Below are 15,142 nucleotides of genomic sequence, written 5' to 3'. Positions count from 1 at the left end.
TTTTTGGTGGCTTTGGTCTGCGGGGTTTGATCTGGGTCAAGTTTTCTGTAAACCCATGTCGCATAGCTGATTGGGTGCTATGGAAGGCTTGAATTAGAATCGCCAAAAACCCACAAAGCCGTCACTACAAAGGAAAGCGTCACATGAGTCAGGCAGTCACCCGTTCGACCTTTGACGAGGTCATGGTTCCCAACTACAGCCCGGCCGGCTTTATTCCTGTGCGCGGCGAAGGCTCGCGGGTGTGGGACCAGTCCGGCCGCGAGTACGTGGACCTCGCCGGCGGCATCGCGGTCAACTCGCTCGGGCATTGCCATCCTGAACTGGTGGCCGCGCTCACCGAGCAGGCCGGCCAGCTCTGGCATGTCTCCAACGTGTTCACCAACGAGCCGGCGCTCAAGCTCGCGTCGCTGCTGGTCGAGAAGACCTTCGCCGAGCGCGTGTTCTTCTGCAACTCGGGTGCCGAAGCCAACGAGGCGGCGTTCAAGCTGGCGCGCAAGTACGCGAGCGACCATTTCGGCGCGCACAAGCACGAGATCCTGTCGACGCGCAATTCCTTCCACGGCCGCACGCTGTTCACGGTGTCGGTCGGCGGCCAGCCCAAGTACACCGAGGGCTTCGCGCCGGTGCCCGCCGGCATCCGCCACTTCGATTACAACGATATCGAGTCGCTGGAAGCGCTGATCAGCGATGCGACCTGCGCGGTGGTGGTCGAGCCGGTGCAGGGCGAGGGCGGCGTGCTGCCGGCCAACCAGGCCTTCCTCGAGGCGGCCCGCGCGCTGTGCGACAAGCACGGCGCGCTCCTGATCTTCGACGAGGTGCAGACCGGCGTCGGCCGTAGCGGCTCGCTGTACGCGTACATGGAATACGGCGTCACGCCGGACATCCTGACCTCGGCCAAGTCGCTCGGCGGCGGTTTCCCGATCGGCGCGATGCTGACCACCAGCAAGGTCGGCGCCAGTTTCGTCGTCGGCACCCACGGCTCGACCTACGGCGGCAACCCGCTGGCGTGCGCGGTCGCGCTGCGCGTGATCGAGATCGTCAGCCGCCAGGAGACGCTGGACGGCGTGCGCGCCAAGGCCGCACGCCTGAGCCGGGGGCTGTCCGAACTTGGCGAGCGCTTTGGCGTGTTCGAGTCCGTGCGCGGCATGGGCCTGTTGCTCGGCTGCGTGCTCACTTCCGCGTACGCCGGGCGCGCGCGCGACGTGCTCAAGGCTGCCGAGGAAGAGGGGCTGATGCTGCTGGTCGCCGGCACCAACGTGGTGCGGCTTGCGCCCAGCCTCTTGGTATCCGACGCGGACATCGACGAGGGCCTCTCCCGCCTCGAGCGTGCGCTGTCTCGCCTGACCCGCTGATCCGTTGAACCAGGCGCCGGGCCGGCCGGCCCGGCGCGCATTACCCGCCACCAGAAATCCCGCCCGCGAGGCGGGGCGGGCCTGCCTGCGCCCGAATAACGAGGGGAGAAGCACCATGCTGACCGTAAGACCCGCCACCATCGGCGACTTGCCCGCGCTCGAAGCGATGGCCGTCGCCAGCGGCGTTGGCGTCACCAGCCTGCCGGCCAACCGCGAGAAGCTGTATGACAAGCTGCGCCGTTCCGAGGCGGCCTTCGAACAGGAGGGCGCGGACAGCGACTACTACATGTTCGTGCTCGAGCGCGAGGGCGCTGTGGTCGGTACCGCGGCGATCGCCGCGCAGGCCGGTTTCGACGAGCCGTTCTACAGCTACCGCAGCGAGACGCTGGTGCACGCCTCGCGTTCGCTCGGGGTGAACAACCGCATCCACGCGCTGACCATGTGTCACGACCTGACCGGCCTCGTGCAGTTGTGCGGCTTTTACTGCGAGCGTGCATTTGCCGCCGAGGCGGCCGAGTTGCTGTCGCGTGCCCGCCTGCTGTTCATCGCGAACGAGCGTGCGCGTTTCGGCCGCCGCGCGATCGCCGAGATGCTCGGCGTACACGACGTCGCCGGGCAGTCGCCGTTCTGGGACGCGATCGGCCGCCGCTTCTTCAACATGGACTTCAACGAGGTCGAGCGTGCGTTCGCCGAACACAGCAAGACCTTCGTCGCCGAACTGATGCCGGCGTACCCGATCTACGTGCCCTTGTTGCCGGACGCTGCGCAGGCGGCGATCGGCCAGGTCCACCCCGACTTCGAGCAGCCTTGCCGCATCCTTGGCGCCGAGGGTTTCGAGGCCGACCAGTACCTCGACATCTTCGATGGCGGCGCGGTGCTGACTGCCGACATCGATGCGCTGCTGGCCGTGCGTACCGCGACGTCCCTGCCGCTGGGCGTCACCGCGAGCCTGCCGGACGGCGCGGCGCCGACGCTCCTGAGTGCCGGCGAGCGCGCGGCGTTCCGTGCGACGGTCGGGCGAGCGTTCGTCAGCGACGGCAAGGTTTGGGTCGACCCGGATACCGCCCAGGTGCTGGGTGCGGTGGACGGTCAGATGGTACGCGCGGTCGCGCAACTGGGTCTTTGAGGGTTTACAACATGGTGTGCATTCGTCCCGTCCGTTTCCAGGACCTAGACGGCCTGATGAACCTCGCGCGCAGCGCCGGGGTCGGCCTCACTTCCCTGCCGGTCAACGAGGAGCGGCTGACCCGCCGCATCAGCCGTTCGGTGTTGAGCTTCGCCGGTGACCTCGAGCGCGGCGACCAGGGTTACGTGTTCGTGCTCGAAGACGTCGCCACCGGCGCGATTGGCGGCATCTGCGCGCTGGAGGCCGCGGTCGGCCTCAAGGAGCCGTGGTACAACTACCGCGTCGGCACCATCGTGCACGCGTCCGAGGAAATGGGCGTCTACACCCGCCACGAGACGCTGTTCCTCTCCAACGACCATACCGGCTACAGCGAACTGTGCACGCTGTTCCTGCACCCGGACTTCCGCGTCAACCGCAACGGCAGCCTGCTCTCCAAGTGCCGCTTCCTGTTCATGGCGCAGTTCCCGCAACTGTTCGGCAAGGTGACCGTCGCCGAGATGCGCGGCTACTCGGACGAACAAGGCTCGTCGCCGTTCTGGGAGGCGCTTGGCCGCCACTTCTTCTCGCTCGACTTCGCGCACGCCGACTACCTGACCGGTATCGGCCAGAAGGCCTTCGTCGCCGAGTTGATGCCGAAGTACCCGGTGTATATCGACTTTTTGGCGCCTGAGGCGCAGGCGGTGATTGGCCGCACGCACGACAACACCCGCCCGGCGGTGGCGATGCTCGAGGCCGAAGGCTTCCGCTACGAGGGCTACGTCGACATCTTCGACGCGGGCCCGACCGTGCAGACGTATACCAGCGAGATCCGCGCGGTGCGCGAGAGCGCGCTGAAAATCGTGCGCGTGGTCGACCCGCTGCCGGCCGAAGGCGGCCAGGCGGTGCTGGTGTCGAACACCGCGTTTGCCGACTTCCGTTGCCTGCTGGCCGTCACCGCCGTCGACCACAAATCCGTCGCGCTGACGCCCGCGCTGGCCGAGCGCCTCGGCGTCGCCGAAGGCGACACCGTGCGCGTCGTCACCGTCAACCCTGCGGAGAAAATCGCATGAGTACCCACCTGATCAACGGGCGATGGCTGGCCGGCCACGGCGCGGCGTTCACCAAGCTTGACCCGGCCAGCGCCGAGCCCCTGTGGCAGGGGCAGGCGGCCGACGCCCCGCAGGTCGCCGAGGCGGTCGCGGCCGCCCGGGCTGCCTTCGTGCCTTGGGCGCGGCTGGGCCTAGCCGCGCGGCTGGAAGTCATCCGCCGCTTCGCGGTGCTGCTGGGGGAAAACAAGGAACACCTCGCGTCGGTGATCGCGCGCGAGACCGGCAAGCCGCGCTGGGAGGCGCTGACCGAGGTGGCGACCATGTCGGCCAAGGTCGAGATCTCGGTGAAGGCCTTCGAAGAGCGTACCGGTGAGCGCGCCGCGCCGATGGCCGACGCGCAGGCTGTGCTCAGGCACAAGCCGCACGGCGTCGCCGCGGTGTTCGGGCCTTACAACTTCCCGGGCCACCTGCCCAACGGCCACATCGTACCCGCGCTGATCGCCGGCAATACGGTGGTGTTCAAGCCATCCGAGCTGACGCCGTGGACGGCGGAGGAAACGGTGAAGCTGTGGCTGGCGGCCGGCCTGCCGGACGGCGTGCTGAACCTGGTGCAGGGCGGCAAGGAGACCGGCGTCGCGCTCGTTGCTGACGAGGATATCGACGCGCTGTTCTTTACCGGCAGCTCGGCAACCGGCGCCGCCTTACACCGCCAGTTCGCCGGGCGCCCGGACAAGGTACTCGCGCTCGAGATGGGCGGCAACAACCCGCTGATCGTGTGCGAGCTCTCCGACGTCGACGCCGCGCTGCACCACGTGATCCAGTCGGCCTTCGTGTCGGCCGGCCAGCGCTGCACCTGCGCGCGTCGCCTGATGGTGCCCAAGGGTGCGTGGGGCGACGCGTTTGTCGGCCGCCTTACCGCGGCCACCGCCGCGATCCGCGTCGGCCGCTGGGACGAGGAGCCGCAGCCCTTCATGGGGGCGCTGGTGTCGGTCGCGGCGGCGGATGCCTTGCTGACCGCACAGTACCGGCTCGAAGCGCTGGGCGCGCGCGTGCTGCTGCCGATGCGTAGGCTGCACGAGGGCAGCGCGCTGTTGTCGCCGGGGATTGTCGACGTGACCGGCGTGCAGGGCGTGCATGACGAGGAGTATTTCGGCCCGCTGCTGCAGCTCTACCGTTACGGCGACCTCACCGAGGCGATCGAATTGGCCAACGCTACCCGCTTTGGCCTGGCCGGCGGGGTGCTCTCCGACGACCGCGACAGCTACGAGCGTTATCTCGTCGAAGGGCGTGCCGGCGTCGTCAACTGGAACAAGCCCTTGACCGGTGCGTCCAGTGCGGCACCGTTCGGCGGGGTGGGGGCGTCCGGCAACCACCGTCCGAGCGCGTACTACGCGGCCGATTACTGCGCGTGGCCGGTGGCGTCGCTGGAGAGCGAGGTGCTGGCGCTGCCCGCGCAGCGCTCGCCCGGCCTGCCTTTCTGAGGTAGCCGGGTCGGCAAGGAGCAGGGGCCATGCGCGAGCATGGCCTTTTTCTTGCATGAATGTTGCCGGGCTTGCCGGCGCCGGCGGCTTTAACGCGTTAGTTAAAAACACGCGCGGCCAATCGCCGGCTGATCGTGGATCTGGTTGTGCGTGCTGAAAAATGCAATAAAAACAACTGATTGCATTGAGTTATTTGTGCAAACCTTAGCATGGAATTTTCATGCATTCTTCATTGACAGGCGATTGTATGCAGAAGCATAATCGCCTCACAATGGCCGGCTAAGTGCCATAAAGTTGTGCAATGCACAGGGGATACGGCGGTCAAGCAAGAGGCAAAAGCCCGCTCGCCGTGAAGCAGTCAAAACAAAGGAGTCTTTCGTGGACATCTTCATCCAGCAAATCCTGAACGGCCTGGTGCTGGGCAGCATCTACGCGCTGATCGCGTTGGGCTACACCATGGTCTACGGCATCATGGGGCTGATCAACTTCGCGCACGGCGAAGTGGTGATGGTCGGCGGCATGGTGACCGTCTCCGTGGTTACCGCCTTGATGGCGGCCGGGCTTGGCCTGCCGCCTCTGGCGCTGATCCTGATCGGCCTGATGGTCGCCGTCGCCGCGTGCATGCTGCTCGGCTTCACCATCGAGCGCATCGCCTACCGTCCGCTGAGAAAGGCGCAGCGTCTGGCGCCGCTGATCACCGCGATCGGCGTGTCCATCGTGCTGCAGCAACTGGCCATCCTGGTGTGGGGCCGCAACTACATCCCGTTCCCGCCCATCCTCGACCATGACGTGATCCAGATCTTCGGCGCCAGCATCACCCGCTTGCAGATGGTGATCATCGTGCTGTGCCTCGCGATCATGGGCGGCCTCTTGCTGGTGGTCGAGAAGACCAAGCTCGGCCGCGCGATGCGCGCGACCAGCCAGAACCCGGCGGTCGCCGGCCTGATGGGCGTCAACGTCAACACCATCATCTCGGCCACCTTCGTGATCGGCTCCGCGCTGGGCGCGATCGCCGGCCTGATGGTCGCGACCAACTATGAGCAGGTCCACTACTACATGGGCTTCATGATCGGCCTGAAGGCGTTCACCGCGGCGGTGTTGGGCGGCATCGGCAACCTGGCCGGCGCGGTCGCCGGCGGCATCCTGCTTGGCATTATCGAGAGCCTGGGCGCCGGCTATATCGGCGACCTGACTGGCGGCTTCCTGGGTTCGCACTACCAGGACATCTTCGCCTTCGCGGTGCTGATCGTGGTGCTGATCTTCCGTCCGTCCGGCCTGCTGGGCGAAAAGATGGCTGACCGCGCGTAAGGATGGGGAGAACAAAACCATGAACACCATGACCAAACAACCGGCCAGCGCCAAGAAGGTCGCCACCTTCGTCGCCAGCGCCATCGTGCTGGCGGTGCTGCCCTTCATCGTTGGCGGCACCTTCGGCAACTCCTGGGTGCGCACGCTGGACTTCGCGCTGCTCTACGTGATGCTGGCGCTGGGCCTCAATATCGTGGTCGGCTTCGCAGGCCTCTTGGACCTGGGCTTCATCGCGTTCTACGCGGTCGGTGCCTACACCTTCGGCTTGCTCGCGTCGCCGCACTTCAGCCTGGACATGCCGTTCTGGATCACGCTGCCATTGGGCGCGCTGTTCGCGGCGATGTTCGGCGTGATGCTGGGCACCCCGGTGCTGAAGCTCAAGGGCGACTACCTGGCGATCGTGACGCTCGGTTTTGGCGAGATCATCCGCATCTTCCTGAACAACCTGAACGCGCCGGTCAACATCACCAACGGCCCGCAGGGCATCAACCTGATCACCCCGATCGAGGTGGCCGGCTTCTCGTTCGGCAAGCCGCACGAGTTCTTCGGCATCACCTTCAACGGCGTGTACATGTACTACTACCTGTTCCTCGCGCTGACGGTGCTGGTGGTGATCATGGCGTGGCGCCTGCAGCACTCGCGGATCGGCCGCGCGTGGGTCGCGATGCGCGAAGACGACATCGCCGCCGCCGCGATGGGGATCAACATCCGCAACATCAAGCTGTTGGCGTTCGCGCTGGGAGCGCTCTCCGGCGGCGTGGCTGGCGGCCTGTTCGCGTCGTTCCAGGGCTTCATCTCGCCCGAGTCGTTCGGCCTCCTGGAGTCGATCATGATCCTGGCGATGGTCGTGCTGGGCGGCATGGGCAACATCCCGGGCGTGATCCTCGGCGCCGTGGTGCTGACCGTCGTGCCGGAAGTGCTGCGCGACGTGATCGGCCCGCTGCAGATGGCGACCTTCGGCAAGATGATCATCGATCCGGAAAACGCCCGCATGCTGCTGTTCGGCCTCGCGCTGGTGGTGATGATGCTGGTCCGTCCGGAGGGGATGCTGCCCTCCAAGCGCCGCAAGGCGGAATTCGAAGACGCGAAGGAAGGTGTGTGAGCCATGGCTGAAGTCCTGCTGAAAATCGACGGCATCGTCAAACGCTTCGGCGGCCTGGTCGCGCTCTCGGAGGTCGGCCTGACCATCAACAAGGGCGAGATCTACGGCCTGATCGGTCCGAACGGCGCCGGCAAGACCACGCTCTTCAACGTGCTGACCGGCCTTTACATGCCCGACGAGGGGAGCTTCGCCTTTAACGGGCAGAACCTGTTCCGTGCCAAGCCGCACGTGGTGGTCGGCGCAGGCATCGCGCGCACCTTCCAGAACATCCGGCTCTTCAAGGAGATGACGGCGCTGGAGAACGTGATGGTCGGCCGCCACATTCGCTCCAAGGCGGGCGCGCTGGGCGCCGTGCTGCGCGACCCGCGCACCATGGCCGAAGAGCGTGCGATCCGCGACAAGGCGATGGAGTTGTTGGCCTACGTCGGCATCACCGAAGTCGCGCACGAGTTTGCCAAGAACCTGAGCTACGGCCACCAGCGGCGCCTGGAGATCGCCCGAGCGCTGGCGACCGAGCCGAAGCTGCTGGCGCTGGACGAGCCGGCCGCCGGCATGAACCCGCGCGAGACCGAAGAGCTGAAGGCGCTGATGGAAAAGATCCGCGCGTCCGGCGTGACCGTGCTGCTGATCGAGCACGACGTGAAGCTGATGATGGGTTTGTGCGACCGTATCGCGGTACTCGACTACGGCAAGAAGATCGCCGAGGGGGTGCCTGAAGTCGTCCGCCGCGACCCTAAAGTGATCGAGGCCTATCTGGGGGTGGCCCACGAATGAGCATGCTGAAAGTCAACAATCTAGAGGTCGCCTACGGCGGCATCCAGGCGGTCAAGGGCATCGACCTGACCATCGAGAAGGGCGAACTGGTCACGCTGATCGGCGCCAACGGCGCGGGCAAGACGTCCACCTTGCGCACGCTGGTCGGCATGGAAAAGAAGTCTGGCGGCAGCATCGTCTACGACGGGCAGGATACCTCGGGCGTGCCGGTGTATGATTTCGTGCGCCGCGGCCTGGTGATGATCCCCGAGGGGCGCGGCGTGTTCGCCAAGCTCACCGTCGAGGAAAACCTGCGCATGGGCGCGTACTGCCGCAATGACGAGGACGGCATCAAGGCCGACATCGAGCATGTGTACGAGCTGTTTCCCCGTCTGAAGGAGCGCCAGAAGCAGCTCGCCGGCACGCTCTCCGGCGGCGAGCAGCAGATGGTCGCCATGGGCCGCGCCATCCTGTCGCGCCCCAAGCTTCTGCTGCTGGACGAGCCGTCGATGGGCCTCGCGCCCCTGATCGTCGAGAAGATCTTCGAGATCGTGCGCAAGATCTCGGCCGAGGGCGTCACCATGCTGCTGGTCGAGCAGAACGCCAAGCTCGCGCTGGAAGTGTCGCAGCGCGGCTACGTGATGGAGAGCGGCCGCATCACCATGAGCGGCAACTCGAAGGACCTGCTCGACGACGAACGCGTGCGTAACGCCTACCTCGGCGAATAAGCGCGTCCTTGACTTGTCCGGCGCCGTGGCGACACGGCGCCTTTTGCTTTTTGTGGAGGTTGGAATGCCGGTGGAAACCGCGCCGGGCGTGCTCGCCCGGCTTGCGCTGGGCAGCGTGCTGCTGCCGCCAGTCAACATGTTGCTGCTCGCCGCAGTGGGCGGCGTGCTGGCCTGGCGCGGGCGGCGGCGCCTGGGCTTGTCTCTGCTGGTTCTGGCCGCGCTCGTCACCTACCTGATGGCGACCCCGCGCGTCGCGATATGGCTGAACGCCGGGCTCGAACCCTCCGAGATTGCCCGCGTGCCGGACGTCGCCAAAACCGGCGCCATCGTCGTGCTTGGTGGTGGCAAGAAGCCGGCGCCCGAATACGGCGGCAACGAGCTGACTGCCGATTCTTCCGGCCGCCTGCGCTACGCGGTTTTCCTTTCGCGGCAAAGCGGCGTGCCGTTATTGCTGACCGGCGGCGCGCCCTTGGGCGGCGAGCCCGAGGCGTGGGTGATGCAAAGGACACTGACGCGCGACTACCGGATTGAGCCCAAGTGGGTCGAATCTGAGGCGGTCAACACCGAGGGCAACGCGCGGCTCGCCGCGGCGATGCTCAGGACCTCGGGCGTCACGCACATCACCCTGGTGTCGCAGGCCTGGCACCTCAAGCGCGCGATCCCGCTGTTCGAGGCGCAGGGGCTCAAGGTACTGCCGGCGCCGACCGGCTTTACCCGCTACGACGGCGGCGGTCTGGTTTGGTGGCTGCCAAGCGGGCGCGCCATGCAGGAATCACATCAGGCGCTGCGCGAATATGTGGGCTTGCTATACCATGCACTTGGTAAAGCAAGCTGACGGAGTGATTATGGATTTTTCGGCGATCATCATCGGGGACGAACTGCTGAGCGGCAAGCGCCAGGACAAGCATCTGGCGGCGCTGATCGGCATCCTTAGTGCGCGCGGGCTTGGCCTCGCGCGCGTCGTCTACCTGGTCGACACGCCCGCGGCGATCACGCGCGAGCTTGAGCGGGCGTTTGCCTCAGGCGAGGCGGTGTTTTCCTTTGGCGGCATCGGCGCGACGCCGGACGACCATACCCGCCAGTGCGCGGCCGACGCGCTCGGCGTGCCGCTCGCCATCCACCCCGAAGCGCGCACGATCATCGAGGCGCGCTTCGGTGCAGAGGCCTATCCGCACCGCATCAATATGGGCAACATCCCGCAAGGCGCGGCGCTGATCCCCAACCCGGTCAACCAGATGCCGGGCTTCTCGGTACGCGACGTGCATTTCGTGCCGGGCTTCCCGAGCATGGCGTGGCCGATGGTCGAGTGGGTGCTGGACACCCGCTACCGCCACCTGTTCGCGAGCGTACCCGACGTCGAGTCGACGGTGATCGCGCTTGACGCGCGCGAGGGCGACCTGATCACGCTGATGCAGGCGTTCACAGCGCGCTACCCGGCCTTGCGCTTCTCCAGCCTGCCGAACTTCGGCAACGAAGCCATCCCGCAGATGCATATCGAGTTCGGTTTCCGCGGTGACGCGGCAACCGTCGCCGAGGCGATGGATCAGTGGCGGCAGGCGCTTGCCGAGGCCGGCTACACCCTGCTCGAACGCCCTCATTAACCCGCTGCCCTTGCGCGCACGCCCGACAAAAGGTAGCGTGCGCGCTTTTTATTACCCATGAAACTCTGGTTGATCCTTCTGCCGGCGCTCGTGCTCGCCGGCTGCCTGTCCGAGCGCGCGCCAGAACCCGCCGCCGCCCAAGCCGCCTCCACTGCGGCGATTCCCGCCGCAAGCGCGGGCCCGCTCACCGCTGTCCAGTTGGTCAACGGCCGCAAGGCGGTCGGCCACCGCGACTTTGCCGACGCCAAAAAGGTGCTGCCGGCCGTTTTCAGCGGGCTGGAGGAAGACTTCTACTGCGGCTGTCCGTATACCGGCAAGGCGATGGACCTAGAAGCGTGCGGCTATCAGGTGCGCAAGAACCTCGAGCGGGCCAGCCGCCTCGAGTGGGAGCACGTGGTGCCGGCGTGGGTGCTCGGCCACCAGCGCCAGTGCTGGCAGCAGGGCGGGCGCAAGGCGTGCACCAAAACTGACGACGTGTTCCGCATGGCCGAGGGTGACCTCGTCAACCTGGTGCCGGCCATCGGCGAGGTGAACGGCGACCGCAGCAACTACTCGTTCGGCGCGTGGACGCGCAACCCCGAGCCGATGTACGGCCAGTGCCGCACCATCGTCGACTTCAAGGGGCGCCGTGCGCAGCCGCGCGAGGAGGTGCGCGGGCGCATCGCGCGCATCTACTTCTACATGCACGAGCGCTACGGCCTGAAGATGAGCCGGCAGGACAGCCAGCTGATGTGTGCGTGGGCGCGCAGCTACCCGGTCGACGGGTGGGAGCGCGAGCGCGACGCGCGCATCGTGCGCGTGCAAGGCTCGGGCAACCCCTTCGTCAGCCAGGGCGCGCGCATCGACAGCGTCTGCCCGCGGGCAAGCTGAGGGCAGGGTGGCCACCTCGATGACGTCAAGGTAGAATCGCCGGCGCGCCGCGGGACCTCGCGGTTGCGCCCGATCCACTTCGACTGTTTTTCGAAGGACCCACCATGAACCACGCCTTACCGGACCCGGCGTGCGCGCTTGTCGTGCTCTCCGGCGGGCAGGACTCGACCACCTGCCTTTACTGGGCCCTCGCGCGCTACCGGCGCGTCGAGGCCGTCACCTTCGATTACGGCCAGCGCCACCGCGTCGAGCTCGATGCCGCCCGCACCATCGCCCGGATGGCTGGCGTCAGCCAAACCGTGCTGCCGATCGACACCTTTGCCGCACTGGGCGGCAACGCGCTGACCGACAGCGGCATCGCCCCCGCCGCGGTTGAAGCGGGCGCCTTGCCCAACACCTTCGTGCCCGGCCGCAACCTGGTCTTCCTCACTTTCGCCGCCGCGCTCGCCTACCAGCGTGGACTGGGCGAGATTGTCACCGGCGTCGCCGAAGCCGATTACTCGGGCTACCCGGACTGCCGCGCGCATACCCTGGCCGCGCTGGAGGGGGCGATCAACCTCGGCATGGATACCCGCATCCGGCTGGTTGCGCCCCTGATGGCGCTCTCCAAGGCCGAAACGGTCGCGCTCGCTGCGGAAGTCGGCGCGCTGGACGCGCTCGCGTACAGCCACACCTGTTACGAGGGGGAAGTGCCGCCTTGCGGGCGTTGCGTGTCGTGCGAGCTGCGCGCGAAGGGCTTCGCCGAGGCCGGCGTCGCTGACCCGTTGATTTCCCGAACCCGGGGGCGCTGACATGACCGTGCTCTCTTGTAGCGGCGCCGGATTCGACGCCGCGCGCACCCTTGCGCGCGTGCGCCACGGCCATGGCTTCTTCGCGCAGGCAATCTCGCCGCAGCCGCTGGAGATGCTTGCCGGCGAGCTGGCCGCGGCCTGCGCCTCGCTCACCCTGTGCGACCTCGACCCGCTGTTCGCGTCCCCCGACGATCTGACGCTCGCGCGCCACCTCGCGTCCTGCCTGTCCGCGCCCGCGGAGCTTGCGCTGCGCTCGGCGCCGGAGCTGGGCGTCAGGCGTCTCGCGGGCGGGGATGAACACGTGTGGTTCGACACCCGCTTCGAGGCGGCGCACCAGTTGCCCAATGTGCCCGCCGGCCACCCGTGCGGCCGCCTGCACGGCCACGGCTTTGGCGTGCGCATCGAGGCGGACGCGGCTCGCGCGACGCACGCGTCGCTAGCTGCCGCCTGGCAGCCGCTTGCCGCGCGGCTCGAACACCGCCTGCTCAACGAGATTGCCGGCCTTGCAAACCCGACCAGCGAGGTGCTCGCCGCCTGGCTGTTCGCCGAGCTGGACGTCGACGGGCTGGTGGCGGTCGAGGTGTACGAGACGGCGAGCGCCGGCAGCCGTTTTGACGGCGGGCGCTGGACGATCTGGAAGACGCTGCGCTTCGAGGCGGCGCGCGCCTTCGACGCCGCCGGCCGCTACACCGGCCACAGCTACCGGCTGCGGCTGAGACTCGCCGGCGACGCGCTGGACGCCGAGCTTGGCTGGCTGCGCGACTTCGGCGACGTCAAGCGCGCGTTCGCGCCGCTCTACGACGCGCTCGACCATCACCTGCTCGACACCTTGCCGGGGCTCGCCGCGACCGACTGCGCGTCGCTGGCGTCTTATATCGGCGAGCGTTTCGCCATGCCGGCGCTCGCGGGTGTCGACGTGCTGCAAAACGGCCACGACGGCGCGCTGTGGCGCAAGGAGGCGGCGTGTACACGGTAAGGGAGCTCTTCTACACCTTGCAGGGCGAGGGCGCGCAAGTCGGCCGCGCGGCGGTGTTCTGCCGCTTTGCCGGCTGCAATCTGTGGAGCGGGCGCGAGGCCGACCGCGAGCGCGCTGTCTGCCGCTTCTGTGATACCGACTTTGTCGGGGTTGGCCCGGACGGCGGCCGCTTTGCCGACGCAGCTTCGCTCGCCCGAGCGATCGCCGGCTGCTGGCAGGGTGGCGACGGCGCGCGCCTGGTGGTGTTCACCGGTGGCGAGCCCCTGCTGCAACTGGATGCGGCGCTGATCGGCGCCGTGCACGCGGCGGGTTTCAAGATCGCCGTCGAGACCAACGGCACGCTTGAGGCGCCGGATGGCATCGACTGGCTGTGCGTGAGCCCGAAGGCCGGTGCCGACTGGGTGCAGCGGTGCGGCGACGAGATCAAGCTCGTCTACCCGCAGCCTGGCCTGATACCGGCTGCGGTCGACGCCTCGGGCTTCACGCACGCGTGGCTGCAGCCGATGGACGGCCCCGATCGCGCCGCCAACACGCAAGCCGCGATCGACTACTGCCTGCAGCACCCGCGCTGGCGGCTGTCGCTGCAGAACCACAAACTCGTCGGCCTGCGCTGAGCAGGCCTTGAATGGAAAGAACGACATGCAATTGCACCAGAACCTTCACGCGCTGGGGAACGGCCAGACGCGTTACCGCTACGACTGTCCGGACGCGTCCTTGCTCGAGCGCTTTCCCAACCCTTTCGCGCGCGGCGAGCTGAACCCCGCCGGGGTGAGCGGCAGCCTGAACATCAGCTGCCCGGAATTCACCAGCCTGTGCCCGATGACCGGCCAGCCGGACTTCGCGACCATCGTGATCGACATGGTGCCCGACGCGTGGTGCGTGGAGTCCAAGTCGCTCAAGCTCTATCTCGGTTCGTTCCGCCAGCACGGCGAATTCCACGAGGCGTGCATCTGCCGCATCTGCAACGATTTGGTGGCGCTGCTCGAACCCCGCGAAATCGTCGTCGAGGGACGCTTCACGCCGCGCGGCGGCATCCCGCTGTGGCCGCGCGCGAGCTGGCGCAAGGGAGCCTGACACACAATAAAGACACGCCCGCGAAGCGGGCGTGTCTTTTTGACGGACAGACGACTTATTTGACGCCGTGGCCGATCGCGCCGCCGATCGCGGCGCCGCCGACGGTGCCCAGCGTGCTGCCGTCGGTCAGCACCGAACCTGCGACGCCGCCGATGGCCGCGCCGACGGCGGCGTTTTTCTGTTTCTGCGTCATGCCGGCGCAGCCGCTGAGCACGGCGGCAAAGGTCAGCATCAACAGCGATTTGGTCAGGACGGGTTTCATTCTTGATCTCCTTGGATTTGCGCAGCGTATGCGCGGACGGGTATGCGCTATGACAGACGGCGGCTCCCGCGGTTCCGCGGCCTGGCCTGCTCAAAACCAAACACCGCCAGCGTGCTGGCGGTGTTTTTTTCGTGGCAACGCGGGCTTAAATTTTGGCCTTGGCCTTGTCCCAGCCGGCCTTGAGCTTGTCCCAGAAGCTGGCCTTCGGCGCCTTCTGGCATTCCTGCACGACTACCGGCACGACCTTCTCGATGCCGTCCATGTCCATCACCGCGTCGACCGGCTTGTTCTTCTTGTTGAAGCCTTCGGCGAAGTAGATCGCCTTGGGTTGGTAGCTTTCGTCGAGCGCCAGGAAGTCTTCGCATTTCCACTGGGAAACCGGCTTCTTGGCGGCAGTGGTGGCGGCCATGCTCAGGCTGCTGGCGGCAAGCAAGGTCGCGACGACCAGGGTCTTCTTCATCATCTGTCTGACTCCGTATGGGTGAGGGAGGCCGACGCGGCGGGGAGGGTGCCGCGTCGCCTCTAACGGCATAGGTGTTACGCGCATGTTTTGCAAACTGCTAGCTGTACGTCATTGGTAATCCACGCTCGCATTATCTAAACCCTAGTAATACGGGCAAATCGGCCCGGCTTGAATTCAGGGGGATGCATGGACAGGCGCGATGAGTGGCGGGCGGCTTGCCAGGGAGG

Annotated in this window: 17 protein-coding genes; 15 read left to right on the top strand and 2 right to left on the bottom strand. The window is 66.8% G+C overall.

Annotation, left to right across the window (positions count from 1 at the left end):
• Window positions 1-143 precede the first annotated feature (143 nt).
• From E5K04_RS01305 to queF, 15 genes are all read left to right on the top strand, one after another.
• Entirely contained in the window at window positions 144-1,352 is a 1,209-nt protein-coding gene (locus E5K04_RS01305; RefSeq protein ID WP_136551095.1) for an aspartate aminotransferase family protein, read from the top strand.
• 115 nt (window positions 1,353-1,467) lie between these two features.
• Entirely contained in the window at window positions 1,468-2,478 is a 1,011-nt protein-coding gene (locus E5K04_RS01300) for an arginine N-succinyltransferase (protein WP_136551094.1), read from the top strand.
• An 11-nt stretch (window positions 2,479-2,489) separates the two neighbouring features.
• A complete protein-coding gene (gene astA, locus E5K04_RS01295) occupies window positions 2,490-3,527 on the top strand; it encodes an arginine N-succinyltransferase (protein WP_136551093.1) in 1,038 nt (345 codons plus the stop codon).
• The gene (astD, locus tag E5K04_RS01290; protein ID WP_136551092.1) at window positions 3,524-4,987 is read left to right on the top strand and encodes a succinylglutamate-semialdehyde dehydrogenase; all 1,464 of its coding nucleotides are present in this window, start codon (window positions 3,524-3,526) and stop codon (window positions 4,985-4,987) included. Before astA ends, astD begins: the two co-directional genes overlap by 4 nt.
• Window positions 4,988-5,365: 378 nt before the next feature.
• Window positions 5,366-6,295, top strand: a complete 930-nt coding sequence (locus E5K04_RS01285) for a branched-chain amino acid ABC transporter permease (RefSeq protein ID WP_136551091.1) — start codon at window positions 5,366-5,368, stop codon at window positions 6,293-6,295.
• A gap of 28 nt (window positions 6,296-6,323) precedes the next feature.
• The gene (locus E5K04_RS01280) at window positions 6,324-7,397 is read left to right on the top strand and encodes an ABC transporter permease subunit (protein WP_407920070.1); all 1,074 of its coding nucleotides are present in this window, start codon (window positions 6,324-6,326) and stop codon (window positions 7,395-7,397) included.
• A 3-nt stretch (window positions 7,398-7,400) separates the two neighbouring features.
• Window positions 7,401-8,171, top strand: a complete 771-nt coding sequence (locus tag E5K04_RS01275) for an ABC transporter ATP-binding protein (protein WP_136551089.1) — start codon at window positions 7,401-7,403, stop codon at window positions 8,169-8,171.
• Entirely contained in the window at window positions 8,168-8,878 is a 711-nt protein-coding gene (locus E5K04_RS01270; RefSeq protein WP_136551088.1) for an ABC transporter ATP-binding protein, read from the top strand. The genes E5K04_RS01275 and E5K04_RS01270 overlap by 4 nt, the downstream gene beginning before the upstream one ends.
• A 64-nt stretch (window positions 8,879-8,942) precedes the next feature.
• Window positions 8,943-9,713, top strand: coding sequence for a YdcF family protein (locus E5K04_RS01265; protein ID WP_136551087.1), 771 nt, complete (start codon window positions 8,943-8,945; stop codon window positions 9,711-9,713).
• Window positions 9,714-9,723: 10 nt separating this feature from the next.
• Window positions 9,724-10,479 (top strand): competence/damage-inducible protein A, encoded by a 756-nt coding sequence (locus E5K04_RS01260; protein WP_136551086.1) that lies wholly within the window; start codon window positions 9,724-9,726, stop codon window positions 10,477-10,479.
• Window positions 10,480-10,548: 69 nt separating this feature from the next.
• The gene (locus E5K04_RS01255) at window positions 10,549-11,349 is read left to right on the top strand and encodes an endonuclease (RefSeq protein WP_328591009.1); all 801 of its coding nucleotides are present in this window, start codon (window positions 10,549-10,551) and stop codon (window positions 11,347-11,349) included.
• Window positions 11,350-11,453: 104 nt separating this feature from the next.
• Window positions 11,454-12,140, top strand: a complete 687-nt coding sequence (gene queC, locus E5K04_RS01250; protein ID WP_136551084.1) for a 7-cyano-7-deazaguanine synthase QueC — start codon at window positions 11,454-11,456, stop codon at window positions 12,138-12,140.
• 1 nt (window position 12,141) lies between these two features.
• On the top strand, window positions 12,142-13,116 hold the full coding sequence (locus tag E5K04_RS17075) for a 6-pyruvoyl trahydropterin synthase family protein (protein ID WP_136551083.1): 975 nt from the start codon (window positions 12,142-12,144) through the stop codon (window positions 13,114-13,116).
• Complete coding sequence (queE, locus tag E5K04_RS01240; protein WP_136551082.1) at window positions 13,104-13,730, top strand: 7-carboxy-7-deazaguanine synthase; 627 nt, start codon at window positions 13,104-13,106, stop codon at window positions 13,728-13,730. Before E5K04_RS17075 ends, queE begins: the two co-directional genes overlap by 13 nt.
• Before the next feature lie 25 nt (window positions 13,731-13,755).
• Entirely contained in the window at window positions 13,756-14,190 is a 435-nt protein-coding gene (gene queF / locus E5K04_RS01235) for a preQ(1) synthase (protein ID WP_136551081.1), read from the top strand.
• 55 nt (window positions 14,191-14,245) lie between these two features.
• On the opposite strand, the gene E5K04_RS01230 is transcribed toward queF, so the two are convergent.
• On the bottom strand, window positions 14,246-14,452 hold the full coding sequence (locus tag E5K04_RS01230) for a glycine zipper 2TM domain-containing protein (RefSeq protein WP_136551080.1): 207 nt from the start codon (window positions 14,450-14,452) through the stop codon (window positions 14,246-14,248).
• Window positions 14,453-14,597: 145 nt separating this feature from the next.
• Window positions 14,598-14,915, bottom strand: coding sequence for an acid-activated periplasmic chaperone HdeA (gene hdeA, locus E5K04_RS01225; RefSeq protein ID WP_235844206.1), 318 nt, complete (start codon window positions 14,913-14,915; stop codon window positions 14,598-14,600).
• Window positions 14,916-15,142 lie beyond the last annotated feature (227 nt).

This window comes from Crenobacter intestini, assembly GCF_004919095.1.
GTDB classification, from domain to species: domain Bacteria; phylum Pseudomonadota; class Gammaproteobacteria; order Burkholderiales; family Chromobacteriaceae; genus Craterilacuibacter; species Craterilacuibacter intestini.
This window is presented reverse-complemented; position numbering and strand designations above follow the sequence as displayed.